The sequence below is a fragment of the Pseudonocardia nigra genome (assembly GCF_019396355.1).
GTDB lineage: Bacteria > Actinomycetota > Actinomycetes > Mycobacteriales > Pseudonocardiaceae > Pseudonocardia > Pseudonocardia nigra.
This window is the reverse complement of record NZ_JAHKRK010000003.1, coordinates 79,549-97,588: the sequence shown is the minus strand read 5'-3', so window position 1 is coordinate 97,588 and position 18,040 is coordinate 79,549. Positions and strand designations below refer to the sequence as shown.

Here is an 18,040-nt window from a genome sequence, read left to right as displayed (position 1 = left end):
CGTGGAGCTCCCCGCCATGTCAGACCCGCCCCGTCCCCGCCCCGTCCCCGCCCCGTCCCCCTCGCAGCAAGGTGACCATACTGCCACTGGACGGCAGTAAAGCCACCTTGCTGCGAACCGGACGGGCGGTAACCTCCCCGGCGTGGATCCTGCCGACCTCGTCGGGTTGCTCGCCGAGCCTGATCGGCTTCGGGTTGTCTCGGCGCTCGTGCTCGGTGCCGGCACGCACGCGGAGGTGGCCGCCGCCACCGGGCTCGACGCCCGTGCCGTCGGCAAGGCCGTGCAGAAGCTGCAGGCGGGCGGGCTCGTCGACGACAAGCTCGGCGTGCGGGTCGAGCTGTTCAAGGACGCGGCCCGGGCCGCCGCACCGGTGCAGCAGGCCGAGGACCTCGGCTACGCCGACCCCGGCGTGGAGCAGGTGGTGGGCCGGTTCGTGCGCGACGGGACGCTGCTGTCGCTCCCGGCCCAGGACGCGAAGCGCCGGCTCGTGCTGGAGCACGTGGTGCAGAGCTTCGAGCCCGGCGTGCGCTACCCGGAGCGGGAGGTCGACGCCGTGCTGCGGGCGTGGACCGACGGCGGCACGGCCGACCACGCCACGCTGCGGCGCTACCTCGTCGACCACCAGTTGCTCGCGCGCGAGGGCGGCGAGTACTGGCGCTCGGGCGGGTGGATCGACGTGCTGGACGACTGAGCGCCCTCGCGCACGTGGCTGGCCCCGCCCCGGCCGATGCACCCCGTGCGCGCTGATGCACCCCGTGTCGGCGCGTGCGCCCCGTCGACGGGGGGCATCGGCCGAATCGGGGTGCATCGCGCAGCCGTTCCGGGTGGCCGCCCGGTCAGCTGGGGTCCGAGCCCCGGTACGCGCCCGTCCACAGTCCCACCACGGCGGCGATGGCCGTTGCGCCCGCCCATGACGACAGGCCGCCGCCGTCGAGGTAGGCCCAGAAGAGCCCGACCAGCGGCGCCGGGGCCACGAGAGCGGCGTCGAGCAGCAGGTGACGGCCGAGGGTGGCGCGGCGGGCGCGGCGGGCGGTGTCGGCGTCGGGCCGCATCGGGTTGTCCACCCGACGGCCCCGGGGCTCCGAGGTGCGCACCCGACCCGCCGGGTAGATGCGCCTGCCGTCGATCTCGGCGCCCACCCAGGAGTCGCGCAGCGGGTCGCCGAGGAACGTGACCGTGGTGGGGGCGGGCAGGGTGACCAGCAGCGGGTCGAAGTGGACCGGGACCCAGCGCTGCGGCTCGTGCTCGGTCTCGAGCCACGACCGGGACAGCAGCCCCGACTGGATCCGCACCCGGCGGGCCGCGATCCTCCGGGGCCTGCGGCGGACCGCGGCCGCGGCGAACCACCAGCGGACGCCGCCCAGGACGAGCACCGCGATCGCCACCACGGCGACGCAGAACGCGTCGGTGAGCGCGCGGTTGCCGTCGACGATCGCGGCGGATCCGGGGACCGTGGCCCGCGTCGGGTCGGCGGGGTCGTAGGCGACCTCGGTGCGGCTGCCGACGGGCGGGACGCTCCCACCCAGGCGGACGTCGAGCACGCGCTCGGCGCCCCCGGCGGGTTGCCACCGGACGCGCACGGTGTCGGCCACGCCCCCGACCTCGGTCTCCGTGACCGTGCCGACGGCCCGCGCGGTCAGTCCGGTGAGTTGGTCCCGGACTCCCGACCACGACGCCCAGCACAGCGCCAGCACCACCGCGCAGCAGACCAGCACCGCGGCGGTGAGGACCAGCCCGTGGCGGACGGGTGGCGCACACAGGCCGGTCCCCCCGGAGCGACGCTCGCGGGGGGACCGGTCGGTCATCTCAGACGCCATCGCCGATGGGGCGATCGGTCATCACTGCACGAAGCCCATCACCGTGTAGACCTCGTCGGCGAACCCGAAGGCGCCGAAGTTGGCGAGGTTGCTGTTCACGGCGTAGACGTTCGGGCGCTGGTAGAGCAGCAGCGAGTGCCCGGACGCCCAGATCTCGGTGTCGATCTGGTTGGCGAGCTCGATCTTGCGCTGCTCGTCCAGGACGGTCGTCGCCTCGTCGTACAGCTGGTTGATCGTCTCGTTGCCGATCCGGCCGAAGTTCTGCTGGGTGTCCTCGTTCAGGGTGTAGATCGACCGCGTGGAGCTCACCGGGAACGCGGTGCCCAGCCAGGAGAACACGGTGACGTCGAAGTCGCCGACCAGGATGTGCTTCTCGAAGAAGTCGTTGAGCGGCACGGCCTGGATCTGGAGGTCGACGCCGATCTGCCGCAGCTGCTCCTGCGCGATCCGGGCCTCCTGCTCGCTGGTCGCGGTGTTCGTCGGGATCACCATTCGGATCGCGAGCGGCTGCCCGTCCTTCATGCGGGTGCCCTCACCCTCCCGCACCCAGCCGAGCTCGTCGAGCATCGCGCCGGCTTCCTCGGGGTTGTACTCGACGATCGCGTCGTTGTCCTGGAAGCCTTCCTGCCCCGCGCGGTAGATGTGGTTGCCCAGCGGCACCGGGTCCGGGACGATGCGGCCGAGCATCGCCTGCGCGATCTGCGTCCGGTCGATGCCCTTCTGGACCGCGATCCGCAGCTGCTGGTCGGCCATGATCGAGCCCTCGGCGCCGTTGAACGTGAAGTGCCGCATGTCGGGCGCGAGAGCCTTGCGGACGTCGACGTTCGGGATCCCCTGGGCGCGCTCGAACAGGCTGATGTCGGAGGCGATCTCGTAGAAGTCGATCTCACCGTTGGCCAGCGCGTTGGGCATGGCCGCCGAGTCGATCAGCCGGAAGATGATCCGGTCGAGCTTGGGAGTGGGCCCCCACCAGTTCGGGTTCCGCTCCAGGATGATCTGCTGCGCGGTCCGGTCGACGGCCTGCAGCTGGAACGGACCCGAGGTGACCTGCGGCTCCTCCAGCCAGCCGGTGTTGAACGCCTCCGGGTCGCCGTTCGTCGACGCCGGGTACAGCGGGCTGAACGCCGACTGCCAGTCGGAGAAGGGCGTGCTCCAGGTCACCACGGCCTGCTTGTCGTCGACGCCCATTTCTACGCTGGCGATAGGCGCATACGAGTTGGTGGCCGACACGTTGTAGGCCGGGTTCGTCCCGTTGAGGGCCTGCCACTGCGCCCGGAAGTCCTCCCAGGTGATGGGTGTGCCATCGCTCCAGACGGCCTCCGGATTGATGGTGTAGGTGACGACCTGCGGATTGGGGGAGGTGAGCTCGACGGACGTCATGTAGTTGGTGTCGACCTCGGCCGTGCCGTCCGGCTGGATGAGGAACACCTGCGGCATCAGCGGGTCGGTGACGTCCTCGGTGTCGGCCTCGGTGCCATCGAACTGGTGGTAGTTCAGGTTCTGCGGGTAGTTGTTGATCGGCCAGCGCAGGTCGCCGCCGTCGCGCAGTTGCGCCGGGTCCACCGGGTTGATGGCGCTGGTGCCGAGCTCCGGGGCCTCCTCCGGAGCAGCACCGCCACCGCCGGTGCCGCCACCGTCACCGCCACACGCGGTGAGGGTGAGCGTGGCGGTCAGCGCGACGGCCAGCCCGCTCAGCCGGCTGCGTGCTCTCATCACTCGTTCTCCATCTGTTCGGACTCTCTCGCCGTTGAGCGAGCTGCTTGCTCAGAGCACCGGCTTCGGGGCTGCGTAGTGGCAGGCCGCCCGGTGGTCGTCGGAGGTGCCGCCGGTCCCGGGTATCAGGACCGGTTCGACATCGATGCACCGCTGCGCCCGCTCGGGGCTCAGCTGTGCGTGGAGGGGACAGCGGGTGCGGAACGAGCACCCGGACGGCGGATCCGTCGGACTGGGGACGTCGCCGGTCAGGAGGATCCGCTCCCGCCTGCGCTCCTTCTCCGGGTCCGGGATCGGGATGGCGGAGATCAGCGACTGCGTGTACGGGTGCTCCGGCGCGCGGAACACCTCGTCGGTCTCCCCGACCTCCACCACCTTGCCCAGGTACATCACGGCCACGCGGTGGGCGATGTGCCGGACGACCGACAGGTCGTGGGAGACGAACAGGTAGGCCAGCCCGAGCTTGCGCTGGAGCTCCTCGAGTAGGTTGATCACGCCGGCCTGGATGGAGACGTCCAGCGCCGAGACCGGCTCATCGAGCACGAGCACCTTCGGCTCCAACGCCAGCGCCCGCGCGATGCCGACCCGCTGCCGCTGCCCGCCGGAGAAGTTCGCCGGGTACCGGCTGGCGGCGTCGCGCGGCAGCCCGACCAAGTCCAGCAGCTCCGGCACCCGCCGGTTGACGTGCGCGGAGTCGAACCCGTGGGCGAGCATCGGCTCGGCGATCGTGTCCGAGATCGGGAGCCGGGGGTCGAGCGAGGCCATCGGGTCCTGGAAGACGACCTGGAGGTCGCGCCGCAGCTCCTTGCGGTCCCTCCCGGTGAGCTTCCGCACGTCGCGGCCGAGCACCTCGATCGTGCCGGCCGTCGGGGCCGCCAGGTTGAGGATCTCCATGAGCGTGGTGGTCTTGCCGCTGCCGGACTCGCCGACGATGCCCAGCGCCTCGCCCTCACGCACGTCGAACGAGATGCCGTCGACAGCGCGCACCTCTCCCACCTGCCGCCGGAACACCGTCCCCTTCGTCACGGGGTAGTGCCGGACGAGGTCGCGTACCTCAAGGACGACCGGGCGGTGCTCCCGTGGCCGCCGTTCCTGCTCCTGGGACGGGAGGTCGTGCGTCAGCCCGTACACCTCGGCGAGGTCGGTGTGGTCGCCGGTGTCGCGCGCGGCGACGTCACCGCGCCGGATGCACGCGGCCGCATGCCCCGGCAGCCCGTCCACGGGGAGCAGGTCCGGCTCGCCGTCGCGGCACTCGTCGATCGCCAGCGGACACCGCGGATGGAACGGGCAGCCCACCGGCAGGCGCACCATCGACGGTGGCTGGCCCTCGATCGGCACCAGCTTCTCGCGCGCCTCGACGTCCACGCGCGGGATGGAGCCGAGCAGCCCGACCGTGTAGGGCATCCGGGGGTGGCGGTAGATGTCGTCGACGGCGCCGGTCTCCACCGTGCGCCCGGCGTACATCACCATCACGCGGTCGGCGATGCCGGCCACGACGCCCAGGTCGTGGGTGATCATGACGAGGGACGCGCCGGTGACCTCGCCCGCGGTCTTCAGCACCTCGAGCACTTGGGCCTGCACGGTGACGTCGAGCGCGGTCGTCGGCTCGTCGGCGATGATCAGGTCGGGGTCGTTGGCGATCGCCATCGCGATGACGACGCGCTGCCGCATACCGCCGGAGAACTCGTGCGGGAACGCCTTGGCGCGTTCGGCGGCCTTGGGGATCCCGACCAGGTCGAGCAGCTCCACCGCGCGCTTCGCGGCCTGCTGCTTCGACACGCTTTTGCCGCCGTGGACGAGCACCGCCTCGGCGACCTGGTCGCCCACCGTGTAGACGGGCGTCAGGGCGGAGAGCGGGTCCTGGAAGATCATCGAGACCTGCCGGCCCCGGATCCGCGACAGCTCGCTGTCCGGTTTGCCGAGCAGCTCGGTGCCGCGGAAGCGGATCGACCCGCTCACCCTGGCCTGCGGCGGGAGCAGACCCATCACGGCCATCGACGACACCGACTTGCCCGAGCCGGACTCGCCCACGATTCCGAGGACCTCGCCCGGCGCCACCTGGTAGCTCAGGCCGCGCACTGCGTGCACACGCCCGGCCTCACTGGGGAACGAGATGTCCAGATCATTGACCTCGAGCACCGGCTCGCTGCCGTCGAAGGCAGGCTCGAGCACGGGCTCGTCGGGGTTCATCGGGGCACTCCTGTCGAACCGGTGATGGGGTGTGGTGGTCATCGGGCGTCACTGCGGGTGCTCTGCGGGTCCAGCGCATCGCGCAGCCCGTCACCGATGAGGTTCACCGCGAGCACCGTGATCACGAGCAGGCCACCGGCGAAGAGGAACAGCCACGGGAACGTCAGCGCCGAGCGGCTGCCCTCCGAGATCAGCGTGCCGAGGGAGACGTCCGGGGGCTGCACCCCGAACCCGAGGTAGCTCAGGCTGGTCTCCGCGAGCACGGCCTGTCCGATGTTGACCGTCGCGTCGATGATCAGCAGCGAGGCCATGTTCGGGATGATGTGCTTCAGGATGATCTTCCAGGCCGGGACACCCGCGAACTTCGCCGCCTGCACGAACTCGCGTTCCCGGAGACTCAGCGTCATCCCGCGCACCAACCGGGCGGCGATCATCCAGGAGAACGCCGCCAGCAGGACCACGAGGATGAGCCAGGTGGAGCCCTCGAAGGCCGGGCTGAGGATCGCGATGACGAGCAGCGCGGGCAGGACGAGCATGAGGTCGACCACCCACATCAGCGCGCGGTCGACCCAGCCGCCGAAGTAGGCGGCGGTGGCGCCCACGATGGTGGCGATCGCGGTGGAGATGAGGCCGACCAGCAGGCCGATCACGAGGGACTTCCGCAGCCCGTCCATCGTGCGGACGAACACGTCCTCGCCGATCTGGGTGGTGCCGAACCAGTGATCCGGCGTCGGCGGTTCGAGCAGGCTGGTGAAGTCCTGGTTGGTGACGGTCCACGGGCTGATCAGCGGGCCGAGGTAGGCCAGCGCGAAGAGCCCGACGAACACCACCAGCCCGGTGACGCCGAGCTTGTGGCGGAAGAACCGCCGTATCACGAGCTTGCGGCGGCTGGGGGACGCGCCTCCCGCCGCGACCGGGTCGGTCGCCGGATCGATCGGGGAGCCGGTCCCGCTGGCGGAACCGCTGGTCGTGGTGCTCATGTCAGCTCCGTCACAGCCGGATGCGGGGGTCGAGCGCGGCGTAGAACACGTCCGACAGCCAGCCCGAGAAGAAGATGAGGACCCCGGCGAACAGCGTCACCGTCATCACGATGTTCACGTCCTCGACGCTGATCCCGTAGACGAACCACTGGCCCATCCCGTACCAGGCGAAGATCTGCTCGACGAACACCGATCCGGTGAGGAGCAGGCCGAACCCGAACGCGAACAGGGTGGCCATCGGGATCAGGGCGGTACGCAGGCCGTGCTTGAACAGCGCCCGCCTGCGGGTGAGGCCCTTGGCCTGCGCGGTGCGCAGGAAGTCGCTGCCGAGCACGTCGAGCATCGCGCTGCGCTGGTAGCGGCTGTAGTAGGCGACCTGGGTGAGCGCGATGGCGAGCGTGGGCAGGACGAGGTGCTGCAGCCGGTCGACGAGAGCCTCGCCGAAGCTGCCCTGGAAACCCGCCGAGGTCTCGCCGGTGAAGTACAGCAGCGTGGTGCCCGCTGCGTCGTTGACCTGGAGCGCGGCGAACTGCAGCACGATCCCCAGCAGGAAGACCGGCGTCGACAGGGTGATGAACGAGAACGTGGTGCCGACGTAGTCGCTGATCTTGTACTGCCGGATCGCGCTGACCACGCCGAGGATCACGCCGAGGATCAGGCCGACCACGGTGCCGATGAGCAGCAACCGCAGGGTCACGCCGATCCGGCGCCACAGCTCGTCGTTCACGCTCTGGCCGGTGATCGTCGTGCCGAAGTCGCCCTGCAGCACTCCGCTGACCCAGGCGAGGTACCGCACGGGGATGGGCTCGTCGAGCATCAGCGCCTGGCGCTGTGCCTCGATCACCTCGGGGGGCGGTGGTGGGTTGCGGGCCAGCACGGTGCCCAGCGGGTCGAAGGTCAGCGCGGCCGCGGTGTAGGCCAGGAACGACGCGACCAGGAGCAATGCCAAGTAGTTGAGCAGGCGGCGGACAAGAAACCGAGCCATGCGTCTCCTCGCTGATCACCGGATGGGTCACACCGGTTGTCGTGCGCCGTAGGCGAAACCTGTGGGCCGCCCCGGCTACTGGCCGGTACCTTGAATGCTGCTCTGTGAGTTCGATGTGAAGTCTCGCGCGTGCCCAGGTATCGGTCCCCGAACCGATGCGGATTCGTGTTCAACCGCCATTCGCGCGGTCGGCGTCGGCCGGGCCGCCCAAGGGGAGACCGGGCGGACGGCGCAGTGGAGTGCTACGTGCCGGTGTGGTCCCCGCCGCCGCCGGGCACTGTGGAGGCTGCGGGTGTCCCGGCCGGGTGGCACGGTGGAGGGATGCCGCCGCGGAAACCTGTCGCCGTCAACGCCACCTCCGCCGCGCTGCTCGGTCTGCTGCACAGCGGGCCGATGACCGGTGGCCAGCTCGTCTCGACGGCAGCGGAGCGCTACGGCTCCTTCTTCTCGGTGACGCGCAGCCAGGTGTACCGGGAGCTGCCCGTGCTCGTGGACGCCGGGCTGCTCCGGCCGGGCAAGCAGGGCCCGCGGGCGTCGCAGCAGTACGCGATCACGGCGGCCGGCCGGCGGGCGTTCACGGCGTGGCTGGCCGGGGGAGGGGCCGGCGACGCGCTGCGCAGCCCGCTCGTGCTGCGGCTGCTGCACGCCGGCTCGCTCGGCGAGGAGCAGCGGGCCGAGCTGGTGCGGACCAGCCGGGAGGTCTACTCGGCCCGGCTGGACGCCGCCCGGGCCGCCGCGCGCGGCGAGCCCGATCCGTACCGCAAGGCGGTGGCCGACTTCGTCGTCGCCCACACCAGGGCGATGGTGAAGCTGCTGGACGCGATCCCCGCGGGGTGAGGCCTGGCGCGTAGCCTGGAGAGTTGTGAACGCCGACGCCGCAGCCGACCTGAAGGACCTCGCCGCCACCCTCGAGAGCATCGAGGCGGTCAGCGACCTTCCCAGACTGCGCGCCGAGATCGCCGACCTCTCCGACCAGGCCGGGCAGCCGGACTTCTGGAACGACACCGAGGCCGCGCAGAAGGCCACCAGCCGGCTCGCCCACGCCCAGGGTGAGCTGCGCAGGCTCGAGGAGTTCCGCCGGCGCCTCGACGACCTGCCGGTGCTCTACGAGCTCGCCGAGGACGAGGGCGACGCCTCCGCGGTCGCCGACGCCGACGCCGAGCGGGCGAGGCTGCGCGAGGAGATCGCCGCGCTGGAGGTCCGCACCCTGCTCTCGGGCGAGTACGACCAGCGCGAGGCGCTCGTGACGATCCGGTCCGAGGCCGGCGGCGTCGACGCCGCCGACTTCGCCGAGATGCTCATGCGGATGTACCTGCGCTGGGCGGAGCGCCACGACTACCCGGTGGACGTCCTCGACACCTCCTACGCGGAGGAGGCGGGCATCAAGTCGGGCACGTTCCAGGTGCGCGTCCCCTTCGCCTACGGCACGCTCTCGGTCGAGCAGGGCACGCACCGGCTGGTGCGCATCTCGCCGTTCGACAACCAGGGCAGGCGGCAGACGTCGTTCGCCGGCGTGGAGGTCCTGCCGGTCACCGAGACCACCGACCACGTCGACATCCCGGAGAACGAGATCCGCATCGACGTGTTCCGCTCCTCCGGCCCGGGCGGGCAGAGCGTGAACACCACCGACTCGGCGGTGCGGATCACCCACCTGCCCACCGGGATCGTCGTCTCCTGTCAGAACGAGAAGTCGCAGATCCAGAACCGCGCCGCCGCGCTGCGCGTGCTCCAGTCCCGGCTGCTCGAGCGGCGCAGGCAGGAGGAGAAGGCGGCGATGAACGCGCTGAAGGACGCGGGTTCCTCGTGGGGCAACCAGATGCGCTCCTACGTCCTGCACCCGTACCAGATGGTGAAGGACCTGCGCACCGAGCACGAGGTCGGCAACCCGTCCGCGGTGCTCGACGGCGACCTCGACGGCTTCATCGAGGCGGGCATCCGCTGGCGGCGCAGCCAGGGCACCGCCGACGCCTGATCCGGCGGCGTCCGCGGTCCCCGCGGGGGCACGGACGGGGGCAAACTGCCCAGCGGTCGGGTCCCGTCGCCGAGGGGTCGGGTCGGGTAACGGCCGGGTCGCAGGTCGCCGGTAACGTCCGCGACCGTGATTCGCCTGGAACGCGTCACCAAGCTGTACAAGACCTCGACGCGCCCCGCCCTGGACCGCGTGTCGGTCTCCGTGGACAAGGGCGAGTTCGTCTTCCTCATCGGGCCGTCGGGCTCGGGCAAGTCGACGTTCCTGCGGCTGCTGCTGCGCGAGGACGTACCCACGCGGGGCAACATCTTCGTCTCCGACCTCAACGTCGCGAAGCTGCCGCGCAGGCGGGTGCCGCGGCTGCGCCAGCGCATCGGGTGCGTGTTCCAGGACTTCCGGCTGCTGTCGAACAAGACCGTCGGCGGCAACGTCGCGTTCGCGCTCGAGGTGATCGGGAAGCCGCCGTCGACCGTGCGCAAGGTCGTGCCCGAGGTGCTCGAGCTGGTGGGGCTCGAGGGCAAGGCCGACCGGATGCCCCACGAGCTGTCCGGCGGTGAGCAGCAGCGCGTCGCGATCGCGCGCGCGTTCGTCAACCGGCCGCTGGTGCTGCTGGCCGACGAGCCCACGGGCAACCTCGACCCGGACACGAGCCAGGACATCATGCTGCTGCTCGAACGGATCAACCGCACGGGCACGACCGTCGTGATGGCCACCCACGACCACTCGATCGTCGACTCGATGCGCCGCCGTGTGGTGGAGCTGGACCTCGGGCAGGTCGTGCGCGACGAGTCCCGCGGCGTGTACGGCGTGGGGCGGTAGGGGATGCGCAGCGACTTCGTCGTCCGCGAGGTCTTCACCGGCCTGCGGCGCAACGTCACGATGACGATCGCCATGGTGCTCACCACGGCGATCTCCCTCGGCCTGGTGGGTACCGGGCTGCTGGCCGTGCGCACGATCGACCGCACCGAGCAGCTCTACAGCGACCGCGTCGAGGTGCAGGTGGCCCTCACCTCCGACGTGTCCGCCGCCGACACCGACTGCAGCCAGCCGATCTGCCAGGGGCTGCGGTCGACGTTGGAGAACTCGCCGCTCGTGGAGTCGGTGCGGTTCGAGAGCCAGCAGGAGGCCTACGAGCGCTACATGGAGCTGTTCGAGGGACAGTCCCTGGCCGACGTCGTGCGGCCGCAGTCGCTGCCCGCCACCCTGCGCGTGAAGCTTGCCGACCAGGTGGCCGGCGCGGAGGCCGTCAAGCAGGCCATGGCCGAGCAGGTCGGCGTGCGCAACGTGATCGACCAGCGGGACGTCGTGGCGAAGCTGTTCGACTTCCTCGGCGGCGTGCGCAACGTGACGTTCGCGCTCGCGCTCATCCAGGCCGTCGCGGCGCTGCTGCTGATCTCCAACACGGTGCAGGTGTCGGCGTTCACCCGGCGCACCGAGGTGGGTGTGATGCGGCTGGTCGGCGCCACCCGCTGGTACACCCAGCTGCCGTTCCTCATCGAGGCCGTGGTCACCGGCGCGGTCGGCGCGCTCATCGCCGCGGGCGGGCTGCTGGCCGGGAAGTTCCTGTTCATCGACACCCTGCTGAGCGGCATCGTCGACAGCGGCGTGATCCCGCCGATCGACGTGGCCGACATCATCTGGGTGTCGCCGATCCTCGTGATGATCGGCGCCGGGATCGCGGGCGTCACGGGCTACGTGACCCTGCGGCTGTACGTGCGCCTGTAGGTCGTCCTGGGCCGATCAGCGAGGCGGTCCGCGGCGGGCCCCTCAGGCTGCATCGATCGTGGCCGCCCTCGTGCTCGGCAATGGGATCGCCAGCCCGTCCTCGCGCATGCCCTCCAGATGGAGGGCCACGGCCGCCCGCATTTCCGCCAGGCATTCCTCGAAGGTGTCGCCCAGCGCAACGCACCCGGGAAGGTCGGGCGCCCATGCCCCGTAACCGCCGTCCGGCGTTGCCTCGATGAGAATGACGTAACTGCTCACGACTGATCTCTCCTCGTCAGTCCCGCCTGTTTCAGGATGCTTCGTTCTAGGCCGTGTGACAACTCGCGTCTGGGCTTGCCCGCAACCGTGACCCGCCCCGGCTTCGTCGGATGTCGGAACTGCCGGTGGCTGCCACGGATACCGACCAGGTACCAGCCATCGTCCTGGATCAGCTTCAGGATCGCAGCGACCTTCAGCGGCATGACTGGCTCCCTTCGGCTGCAGCGGACACGAGCATCGCGGAGGGCACCGACAAGTCCGGGGTGTTGACGAAGGGCGCCGCGTAGGCTGGACAGGTGAAGGAGAAGGGCCGCAAGGTGATCGCGCAGAACCGCAAGGCGCGACACGACTACACCGTGCTCGACACCTACGAGGCCGGCGTCGCGCTCATGGGCACCGAGGTGAAGAGCCTGCGCATGGGGCGAGCATCCCTCGTGGAGTCGTTCGCCACCGTCGACGACGGCGAGGTGTGGCTCCGTAACCTGCACGTCCCCGAGTACTCGATGGGCGGCTGGACCAACCACGAACCCCGTCGCACTCGCAAGCTGCTGCTGCACCGCGGTGAGATCGAGCGCCTGATCGGCAAGATCCGCGAGGGCGGGCTCACGCTCGTGCCGCTGTCGCTGTACTTCAACGACGGCAAGGTCAAGTGCGAGCTCGCGCTGGCGCGCGGCAAGCGCAGCTACGACAAGCGCACCGACCTCGCCAAGCGCGATGCGGAGCGGGAGATCCAGCGCGCGTACGGGCGTGCCGCGAAGGGACGCGCCCGGGAGCTCAGGTGACCGTGCCGGAGGCGCCGATCGACGATGCCGACGTGCCGCGGTTCCTGGCCGACCTCGGCCTGCCCGGCATCGTCGACGTCCACGTGCATTTCCTGCCGGAGCCGGTGCTGCGGAAGGTGTGGGCGTACTTCGACGCCGCGGAGTCGAACTACGGCATGGCGTGGCCGGTGCAGTACCGGACGTCCGAGGCAGAGCGGGTGGCCACGCTCGAGAAGCTCGGCGTCCTGCGCTACGCGCCGCTGGTGTACCCGCACAAGCCGGGGATGGGCCGCTGGCTCACCGAGTGGGTCACCGGGTTCGCCGCCATCACCCCGGCCGCGGTGCCGACCGCGACGCTCTACCCGGAACCCGACGTGGCCGAGTACCTCGGCGCGGCGGTCGAGGCGGGTGCCCGCGTGGTGAAGGTGCACGTCCAGGTCGGGGCGTTCGACCCCCGGGACCCGTTGCTCCGCCCGGCGTGGGGGCTGCTCGCCGAGGCGGGCGTGCCCGCGGTGGTGCACTGCGGCCACGGCCCGCGGCGCGGCGCGCACACGGGCCTGGACGTGTTCGAGGCCGTCCTCGCCGAGCACCCGCGGCTGCCGGTCGTGCTCGCCCACGCCGGGATGCCCGACTTCGCGGATGCGCTGGACCTGGTGCACCGGTACGAGAACGTCCACCTGGACACGACGATGGTGGGCACCCCGTTCAGCGAGCGCTTCGCGCCGCTGCCGCCGGACTGGATCGCCCGCCTGGCCGACGTGGCCGACCGCGTCGTCTTCGGCAGCGACTTCCCCAACATCCCGTACGCCTACGCGGAGCAGGTGGCGGCCGTGGCCGGGTGGGCGGCGGCGGACGACCGCCTCGGCGCCGCCTTCCTGCGATCCGTCCTCCACGACGCACCGGCTCGGCTGATCGGCCCCTGAGGCTGCTCCGGAAGCCGCAACCGGTCACCCACAGCGGTTGCCTGGTGCTCCTGTGGGGTACGCGGCGATGTGGACACCGGGACCGTCGTCGTCATCGTGCTGGTCGTGCTCGCCGCGCTCGTCGCCGTGGGGCTCCTCGTCGCGTGGGGCCGCCGGCGCAGATGGGAGCAGCAGCGCCAACAGGCCGCCGAGCACCGGCACGAGGCCGAGATCCACAGCGCGAGCGCCGAGCGCCGGGAGGCGGAGGCCGCCGAGCGCGCCGCGCGGGCCCAGCGCGAGGAGGCGCAGGCCAAGGAACAGGCGGCCCGGGCCCGCCAGGACCGCGAGTCCGCCGATGCCAGGCGGGCCGAGGCCGACCGGATCGACCCGGACGTCGACACCCCCGGTGGACGCGCCGACGAGCACGGTGACGATCAGCGCGACGAACACCGCGAAGAGCACGGTGACCGCGTCGCCCCCGGCGCGGCTCCCCGGTCCGACGCCGACGCGGCCGGACGCACCGACCGGCTGCCGGTGGGGGACCAGGGCCGGCCGGGCGCCGACCCCGCGGCCCGCACCGACCAGCTGCCGACGGGCGGCCACGACGGCACCGCCCGCCGGAACGGCGACCCGGCCGGGCGCACCGACGAGCTGCACCTCGGCGAGGTCCGCCGCGCCGAGGCCGAGCGGAGCGGTCGGCCGGGGGAGCACGTGACGCCGGTCGGGCAGCACGCCGGGGGACCGCACGACCCGGCCGTCGGCCGGCACGCCGCACCGGACGGTTCCGCCGACGGGCACCCGCGTCCGACTGGCGCCGCGCCGACCGACGCGGGGACGTCCGGTGCCGACCGGTCCGCCCACGGCCAGCACGCCGCGCCGATCCCGGGCCAGCGCACCGGTGCCGATGACCAGCCCGGCGACCACCGGGCCGAGCACGATCACGACCAGGGACGTTCCGGATCCGGCACGGTGCGGGCGATCGCCGACCGCCTCCGGGGGCGCAACCGCTGACGGCGCGCCCGCGCGTCGGCCGGTATCGGGATGAATCCGGCCCGTCGAGGCGTTACCCTGTACGGACGCCCGCAGTGGTGGGCGCTGAGGGGGTGAACGGTTTCGACTCCGGATGTTGATCAAGGCGAAGCGTGCCGAGGAAGGCGACGATGATCTCGTTAACCATGCGTCGCAAAAAAATAAGTGCCGCTGATAAGCGCACTGCCCCGGCTCAGGCCGAGTTCGCGCTCGCTGCCTGATCCAGTGAGGGGCTGTCGGCCCGGGTGCGTTCCCGACCCGGATCCCGGCATCAGCTAGGGAACTCACCTGTCCGCCCGGTCGCGGGGCGGGCAGGAACATCAAACAGCGACTGGGATCGTCACACCGGCTCGTCCGCGTGACCGGTGGATCCGAGTAGAGACATAGCGGACTGCGCACGGAGAAGTCCTTGTGAAGCGACGGAGGACCCGGGTTCGATTCCCGGCACCTCCACACCTGGGCGCCCCTTGTCTGCGGAAAGCGCGGACAAGGGGCGTTCCGCGTGTCTTCTGGGGGTGCGACCCCCAGACCCCGCCCGGCGGGGCTTCGCCCCCCGGACCCCCCTTCCAGTGGTCGTTTGGCGTGGTCGCATGCCGGAGCGTTGGGTCCATGAGAAGCGGCGGCCGGCCCCGGTGTCGTGTGGAGCCTCAGCCCTGGGCCACCAGGTTCTCCAGCCGGCCGAGGCCGTCGTCGAGCCACTGCTGCACCTCGGCCGCGGGCTCGCCGCCGTGCGTCTCCGGCTGGTCCCCGAGGAACGACAGGTGCAGCACCACCGACGAGCGCCCCGGGTCGGCGTGCTCGACCTGCAGCCAGCCGGCGTAGTCCGGGGCGTGGCCCCATTCCACCCGCAGCTGCTCCGGTCGTACCCGCACCAGCCCGTCGGCGTCGACCCCACGGGGCTCGACGTCGGCGTGCACCTCGCCGTCGCCGGTGAGCTGTACGTCCACCGGTCCCGGCATCCACTGCGACAGCCGGTCCAGGTCGGAGACCACGGCGAACACGGTGTCCGCGTCGGCCGGCATTCCGCGCTGTGCCTCGAATTCCGCCATGGCGGGCGGTTACCCGGCTCGGCCGCCCTCAACGCGGCCTCCGGTACCGGGCGACGGCGGGTCGACGCTGCGGCGTAAGGTTTCGCTTAGCATTGACATGGAGAGGGGGCTCGGGTGGTCGCTACCGACGACCCGGGCCTCGTGGCACGTGCCCCCGACCGTCTCCCGCGCGAGATCTGGGTGCTGGTCGGCGCCTCTTTCATGATCGCGATCGGGTTCGGGATCGTCGCGCCGACGCTGCCGGTGTTCATCCGCAGCTTCGACGTCGGCATCACCGCCGTCTCGGCCGTGGTCAGCGTGTTCGCGCTGTCCCGGCTGCTGTTCGCGCCGCTCAGCGGCCGGATCGTGGGCCGGTTCGGGGAGCTGCCCGCGTACCTCACCGGTTTGGGCCTCGTGGCCGTCACCACCGGCGCCTGCGCGTTCGCCACCGAGTACTGGCACCTGCTCGCGCTGCGCGGGCTGGGCGGCGTGGGCTCCACGATGTTCACCGTCTCGGCGCTGTCGCTGCTCATCCGGCTGGCCCCGCCGAGCATGCGCGGACGTGCGTCGGGGCTGTGGGCCACGGGCTTCCTGCTGGGCAACATCGTCGGCCCGCTCGCGGGCGGCGGCCTCGTCGCGATCAGCCTGCGGGCCCCGTTCCTCGTCTACGCCGGCTGTCTCGTGATCGTCGTCGGTGCCACCGGGTTCCTGCTGCGCAACCGCACGCGCGACACGGCGACACTGGGCGACCCGGCCACCGCACCCGCCCGCTTCACGGACGCGCTGCGCCACCCCACCTACCGGGCCGCGCTGGTGGCGAGCTTCGCCAACGGCTGGGCGGTGTTCGGGGTGCGCGTCGCGATCGTCCCGCTGATCGTGGTGGAGGCGCTGCAGCAGCCCGAGGGGTGGAGCGGGATCGCGCTGGCCGTGTTCGCGGTGGGCAACGCGGCCACGCTGATGATCACCGGTCGCATCACCGACCGCAGCGGCCGCCGGCCGCCGATGTTGATCGGCCTGGTCGTATCCGGGGTCGCCACCGCCGTGCTCGGCTTCATCACGTCGCCGATGCTGTTCCTCGTCGTGAGTCTGGTGGCCGGGCTGGGCAGCGGGCTCATCAACCCGCCGATGAACGCCGCCGTCGCCGACGTCATCGGCTCGCGGGCCCGCGGCGGCACGGTGCTGGCCGGGTTCCAGATGGCGAGCGATCTCGGCGCGATCATCGGGCCGGTGCTGGCCGGCGCGCTGGCCGAGACCGCGGGCGGCTTCCCGGCGGCGTTCGCCGTCACCGGCGCCACCCTGCTGGTCGCGTTCGGCTTCTGGCTGCGGGCCCCGGAGACGCTGGTGCGCGCCTCGTCGGCCGGGGAGGACGCCGTGGCGGAATGCGCCATCGACGAGCCGCCGGTTGTGCGCCGGGACTGAGCGCCGCCGGCGTCACCCCGTCATGCTCACCCCGATCAGCATCCCGACCACGTAGGTGGCGCCCGCGGCGATCGCGCCGAACAGCAGCTGCCGCAGGCCGCTGAACCACCAGGGTCGCGCAGTGAAGCGTGACGTCAGCGCGCCCGCGACGAACAGCCCGACCGCGCCGACGAGGAGCCCGAGGGCCAGCGCGGAGGAGCCGAACAGGTACGGGACCAGCGGGATGATGCCGCCGACGGCGAAGCAGAGGAACGACGACGCCGCCGCGGTCCACGGCGGGGGCTGCTCGTCGGGGTCGACGCCGAGCTCCTGCGTGATGTGGACCTTGACCGCGGGCTCGGGGTCGGCGTGCACCTCGCGCGCCACCGCCTCCGCCGTGGGCCGGGAGAGCCCCATCCCCTCGTACATCTCGGCCAGCTCGGCCTGCTCGGCGCGGGGGTGCCTGCGGATCTCGTCGCGCTCGACGGCCACCTCGGCCGCCACGGCGTCGTTTTGGGTATGGACCGAGGCGAACTCGCCGAGCGCCATGGAGAACGCGCCGGCCACGAGCCCCGCCATGCCGGTCAGGATGATCACCTGGCGGCCCGCCCCCGCCCCCGCCGACGCCGGCGATCAGCGCGATGTTGGTGACGAGGCCGTCCATCGCGCCGAAGACCGCGGCCCGCAACCAGCCGCCGGAGACGTCACCGTGGTGGTGGTCGCCCTGGCGCGCCGCGAACTCCGCCGGACCGGGGAGCTGCTTCATGCCGCCAGCCTAGGTCTCCTCGTGCGTCGCTAGGCTGAACGTGTGAAGTCCGATCGCGTCCTCGACGTCATCGGGACGCTGGCGCGGCTGGGACTGGCCGCCGTCTGGCTGATCTCCGGGGTGCTCAAGGTGATCGATCCCGACCAGACCTACATCGCCGTCCGCGCCTACGACGTGCTGCCCGACCCGGTCGTCGAGGTGATCGCCGCGCTGCTGCCGTGGGTGGAGATCGCGCTCGGGGTGCTGCTGCTGGCGGGCAATGGTGTCCGCGTGGTCGCCCTGCTGTCCGTGGCGCTGCTGCTGGTGTTCGTCGCGGGGGTGGCGCAGGCGTGGGCGCGCGGGCTGTCGATCGACTGCGGCTGCTTCGGCGGCGGCGGAGCGGTCGAGCCCGGCGCGACGACGTACGTGCAGGAGCTGCTGCGGGACGGCGGGTTCCTGCTGCTGGCAGGCTGGTTGCTGGTGCGGCCGCGCTCGTTCTGGGCGCTGGACGCGCGGCTGGCGAACACGGGAAGGACCTGA

General features: G+C 71.6%; 20 protein-coding genes and 1 other RNA gene. 12 read left to right on the top strand and 9 right to left on the bottom strand.

The window, feature by feature from the left end; genetic code table 11:
* Positions 1-142 precede the first annotated feature (142 nt).
* Entirely contained in the window at positions 143-691 is a 549-nt protein-coding gene (locus KME75_RS01820) for a DUF2087 domain-containing protein (RefSeq protein WP_219412729.1), read from the top strand.
* Between the two features lie 145 nt (positions 692-836).
* Here KME75_RS01820 and KME75_RS01815 read toward each other — a convergent pair whose 3' ends face one another.
* The 5 genes from KME75_RS01815 to KME75_RS01795 are packed head-to-tail and all read right to left on the bottom strand — an operon-like array spanning position 837 to position 7,685.
* Positions 837-1,805, bottom strand: coding sequence for a DUF3592 domain-containing protein (locus KME75_RS01815; protein WP_219412728.1), 969 nt, complete (start codon positions 1,803-1,805; stop codon positions 837-839).
* A gap of 33 nt (positions 1,806-1,838) precedes the next feature.
* Positions 1,839-3,530 (bottom strand): ABC transporter family substrate-binding protein, encoded by a 1,692-nt coding sequence (locus KME75_RS01810; RefSeq protein ID WP_219412727.1) that lies wholly within the window; start codon positions 3,528-3,530, stop codon positions 1,839-1,841.
* 51 nt (positions 3,531-3,581) lie between these two features.
* A complete protein-coding gene (locus KME75_RS01805; RefSeq protein WP_219412726.1) occupies positions 3,582-5,720 on the bottom strand; it encodes an ABC transporter ATP-binding protein in 2,139 nt (712 codons plus the stop codon).
* A gap of 38 nt (positions 5,721-5,758) precedes the next feature.
* Positions 5,759-6,700 carry an ABC transporter permease gene (locus tag KME75_RS01800; protein ID WP_219412725.1) on the bottom strand — a complete coding sequence of 314 codons (942 nt, stop codon included), beginning with the start codon at positions 6,698-6,700 and terminating at the stop codon, positions 5,759-5,761.
* A gap of 10 nt (positions 6,701-6,710) precedes the next feature.
* Positions 6,711-7,685, bottom strand: a complete 975-nt coding sequence (locus tag KME75_RS01795) for an ABC transporter permease (protein WP_219412724.1) — start codon at positions 7,683-7,685, stop codon at positions 6,711-6,713.
* Between the two features lie 321 nt (positions 7,686-8,006).
* On the opposite strand from KME75_RS01795, the gene KME75_RS01790 reads away from it, so the two are divergent.
* The 4 genes from KME75_RS01790 (at position 8,007) to ftsX (ending at position 11,379) form a co-directional block, all read left to right on the top strand.
* A complete protein-coding gene (locus tag KME75_RS01790; protein WP_219412723.1) occupies positions 8,007-8,522 on the top strand; it encodes a PadR family transcriptional regulator in 516 nt (171 codons plus the stop codon).
* Positions 8,523-8,547: 25 nt separating this feature from the next.
* The gene (gene prfB, locus KME75_RS01785; RefSeq protein ID WP_219412722.1) at positions 8,548-9,657 is read left to right on the top strand and encodes a peptide chain release factor 2; all 1,110 of its coding nucleotides are present in this window, start codon (positions 8,548-8,550) and stop codon (positions 9,655-9,657) included.
* A 126-nt stretch (positions 9,658-9,783) separates the two neighbouring features.
* On the top strand, positions 9,784-10,473 hold the full coding sequence (ftsE, locus tag KME75_RS01780; RefSeq protein WP_219412721.1) for a cell division ATP-binding protein FtsE: 690 nt from the start codon (positions 9,784-9,786) through the stop codon (positions 10,471-10,473).
* Between the two features lie 3 nt (positions 10,474-10,476).
* A complete protein-coding gene (gene ftsX / locus KME75_RS01775) occupies positions 10,477-11,379 on the top strand; it encodes a permease-like cell division protein FtsX (RefSeq protein WP_219412720.1) in 903 nt (300 codons plus the stop codon).
* Positions 11,380-11,421: 42 nt separating this feature from the next.
* Here ftsX and KME75_RS01770 read toward each other — a convergent pair whose 3' ends face one another.
* Positions 11,422-11,637: a type II toxin-antitoxin system HicB family antitoxin gene (locus KME75_RS01770; protein WP_219412719.1), complete on the bottom strand. Its 216-nt coding sequence runs from the start codon at positions 11,635-11,637 to the stop codon at positions 11,422-11,424.
* Positions 11,634-11,840, bottom strand: a complete 207-nt coding sequence (locus tag KME75_RS01765; RefSeq protein ID WP_219412718.1) for a type II toxin-antitoxin system HicA family toxin — start codon at positions 11,838-11,840, stop codon at positions 11,634-11,636. Before KME75_RS01765 ends, KME75_RS01770 begins: the two co-directional genes overlap by 4 nt.
* 93 nt (positions 11,841-11,933) lie before the next feature.
* On the opposite strand from KME75_RS01765, the gene smpB reads away from it, so the two are divergent.
* The 4 genes from smpB to ssrA all read left to right on the top strand — a co-directional run bounded on the left by smpB (position 11,934) and on the right by ssrA (position 14,785).
* The gene (smpB, locus tag KME75_RS01760; RefSeq protein ID WP_219412717.1) at positions 11,934-12,419 is read left to right on the top strand and encodes an SsrA-binding protein SmpB; all 486 of its coding nucleotides are present in this window, start codon (positions 11,934-11,936) and stop codon (positions 12,417-12,419) included.
* Complete coding sequence (locus KME75_RS01755) at positions 12,416-13,321, top strand: amidohydrolase family protein (RefSeq protein ID WP_372452547.1); 906 nt, start codon at positions 12,416-12,418, stop codon at positions 13,319-13,321. The genes smpB and KME75_RS01755 overlap by 4 nt, the downstream gene beginning before the upstream one ends.
* Positions 13,322-13,390: 69 nt before the next feature.
* A complete protein-coding gene (locus KME75_RS01750; RefSeq protein ID WP_219412716.1) occupies positions 13,391-14,311 on the top strand; it encodes a hypothetical protein in 921 nt (306 codons plus the stop codon).
* A gap of 88 nt (positions 14,312-14,399) precedes the next feature.
* Positions 14,400-14,785: a transfer-messenger RNA gene (gene ssrA / locus KME75_RS01745) on the top strand.
* 191 nt (positions 14,786-14,976) lie between these two features.
* Here the strand turns inward: ssrA and KME75_RS01740 are convergent.
* Entirely contained in the window at positions 14,977-15,378 is a 402-nt protein-coding gene (locus tag KME75_RS01740) for an SRPBCC family protein (RefSeq protein ID WP_219412715.1), read from the bottom strand.
* 114 nt (positions 15,379-15,492) lie between these two features.
* On the opposite strand from KME75_RS01740, the gene KME75_RS01735 reads away from it, so the two are divergent.
* Positions 15,493-16,776, top strand: coding sequence for an MFS transporter (locus KME75_RS01735; protein WP_308282495.1), 1,284 nt, complete (start codon positions 15,493-15,495; stop codon positions 16,774-16,776).
* Positions 16,777-16,788: 12 nt separating this feature from the next.
* Here the strand turns inward: KME75_RS01735 and KME75_RS01730 are convergent, their stop codons facing one another.
* A complete protein-coding gene (locus KME75_RS01730) occupies positions 16,789-17,334 on the bottom strand; it encodes a VIT1/CCC1 transporter family protein (RefSeq protein WP_246631269.1) in 546 nt (181 codons plus the stop codon).
* On the opposite strand from KME75_RS01730, the gene KME75_RS42490 reads away from it, so the two are divergent.
* Entirely contained in the window at positions 17,333-17,554 is a 222-nt protein-coding gene (locus tag KME75_RS42490; protein ID WP_246631268.1) for a hypothetical protein, read from the top strand. The two genes, KME75_RS01730 and KME75_RS42490, sit on opposite strands and share 2 nt — an antisense overlap.
* Positions 17,555-17,563: 9 nt before the next feature.
* Entirely contained in the window at positions 17,564-18,040 is a 477-nt protein-coding gene (locus KME75_RS01725) for a MauE/DoxX family redox-associated membrane protein (RefSeq protein ID WP_219412714.1), read from the top strand.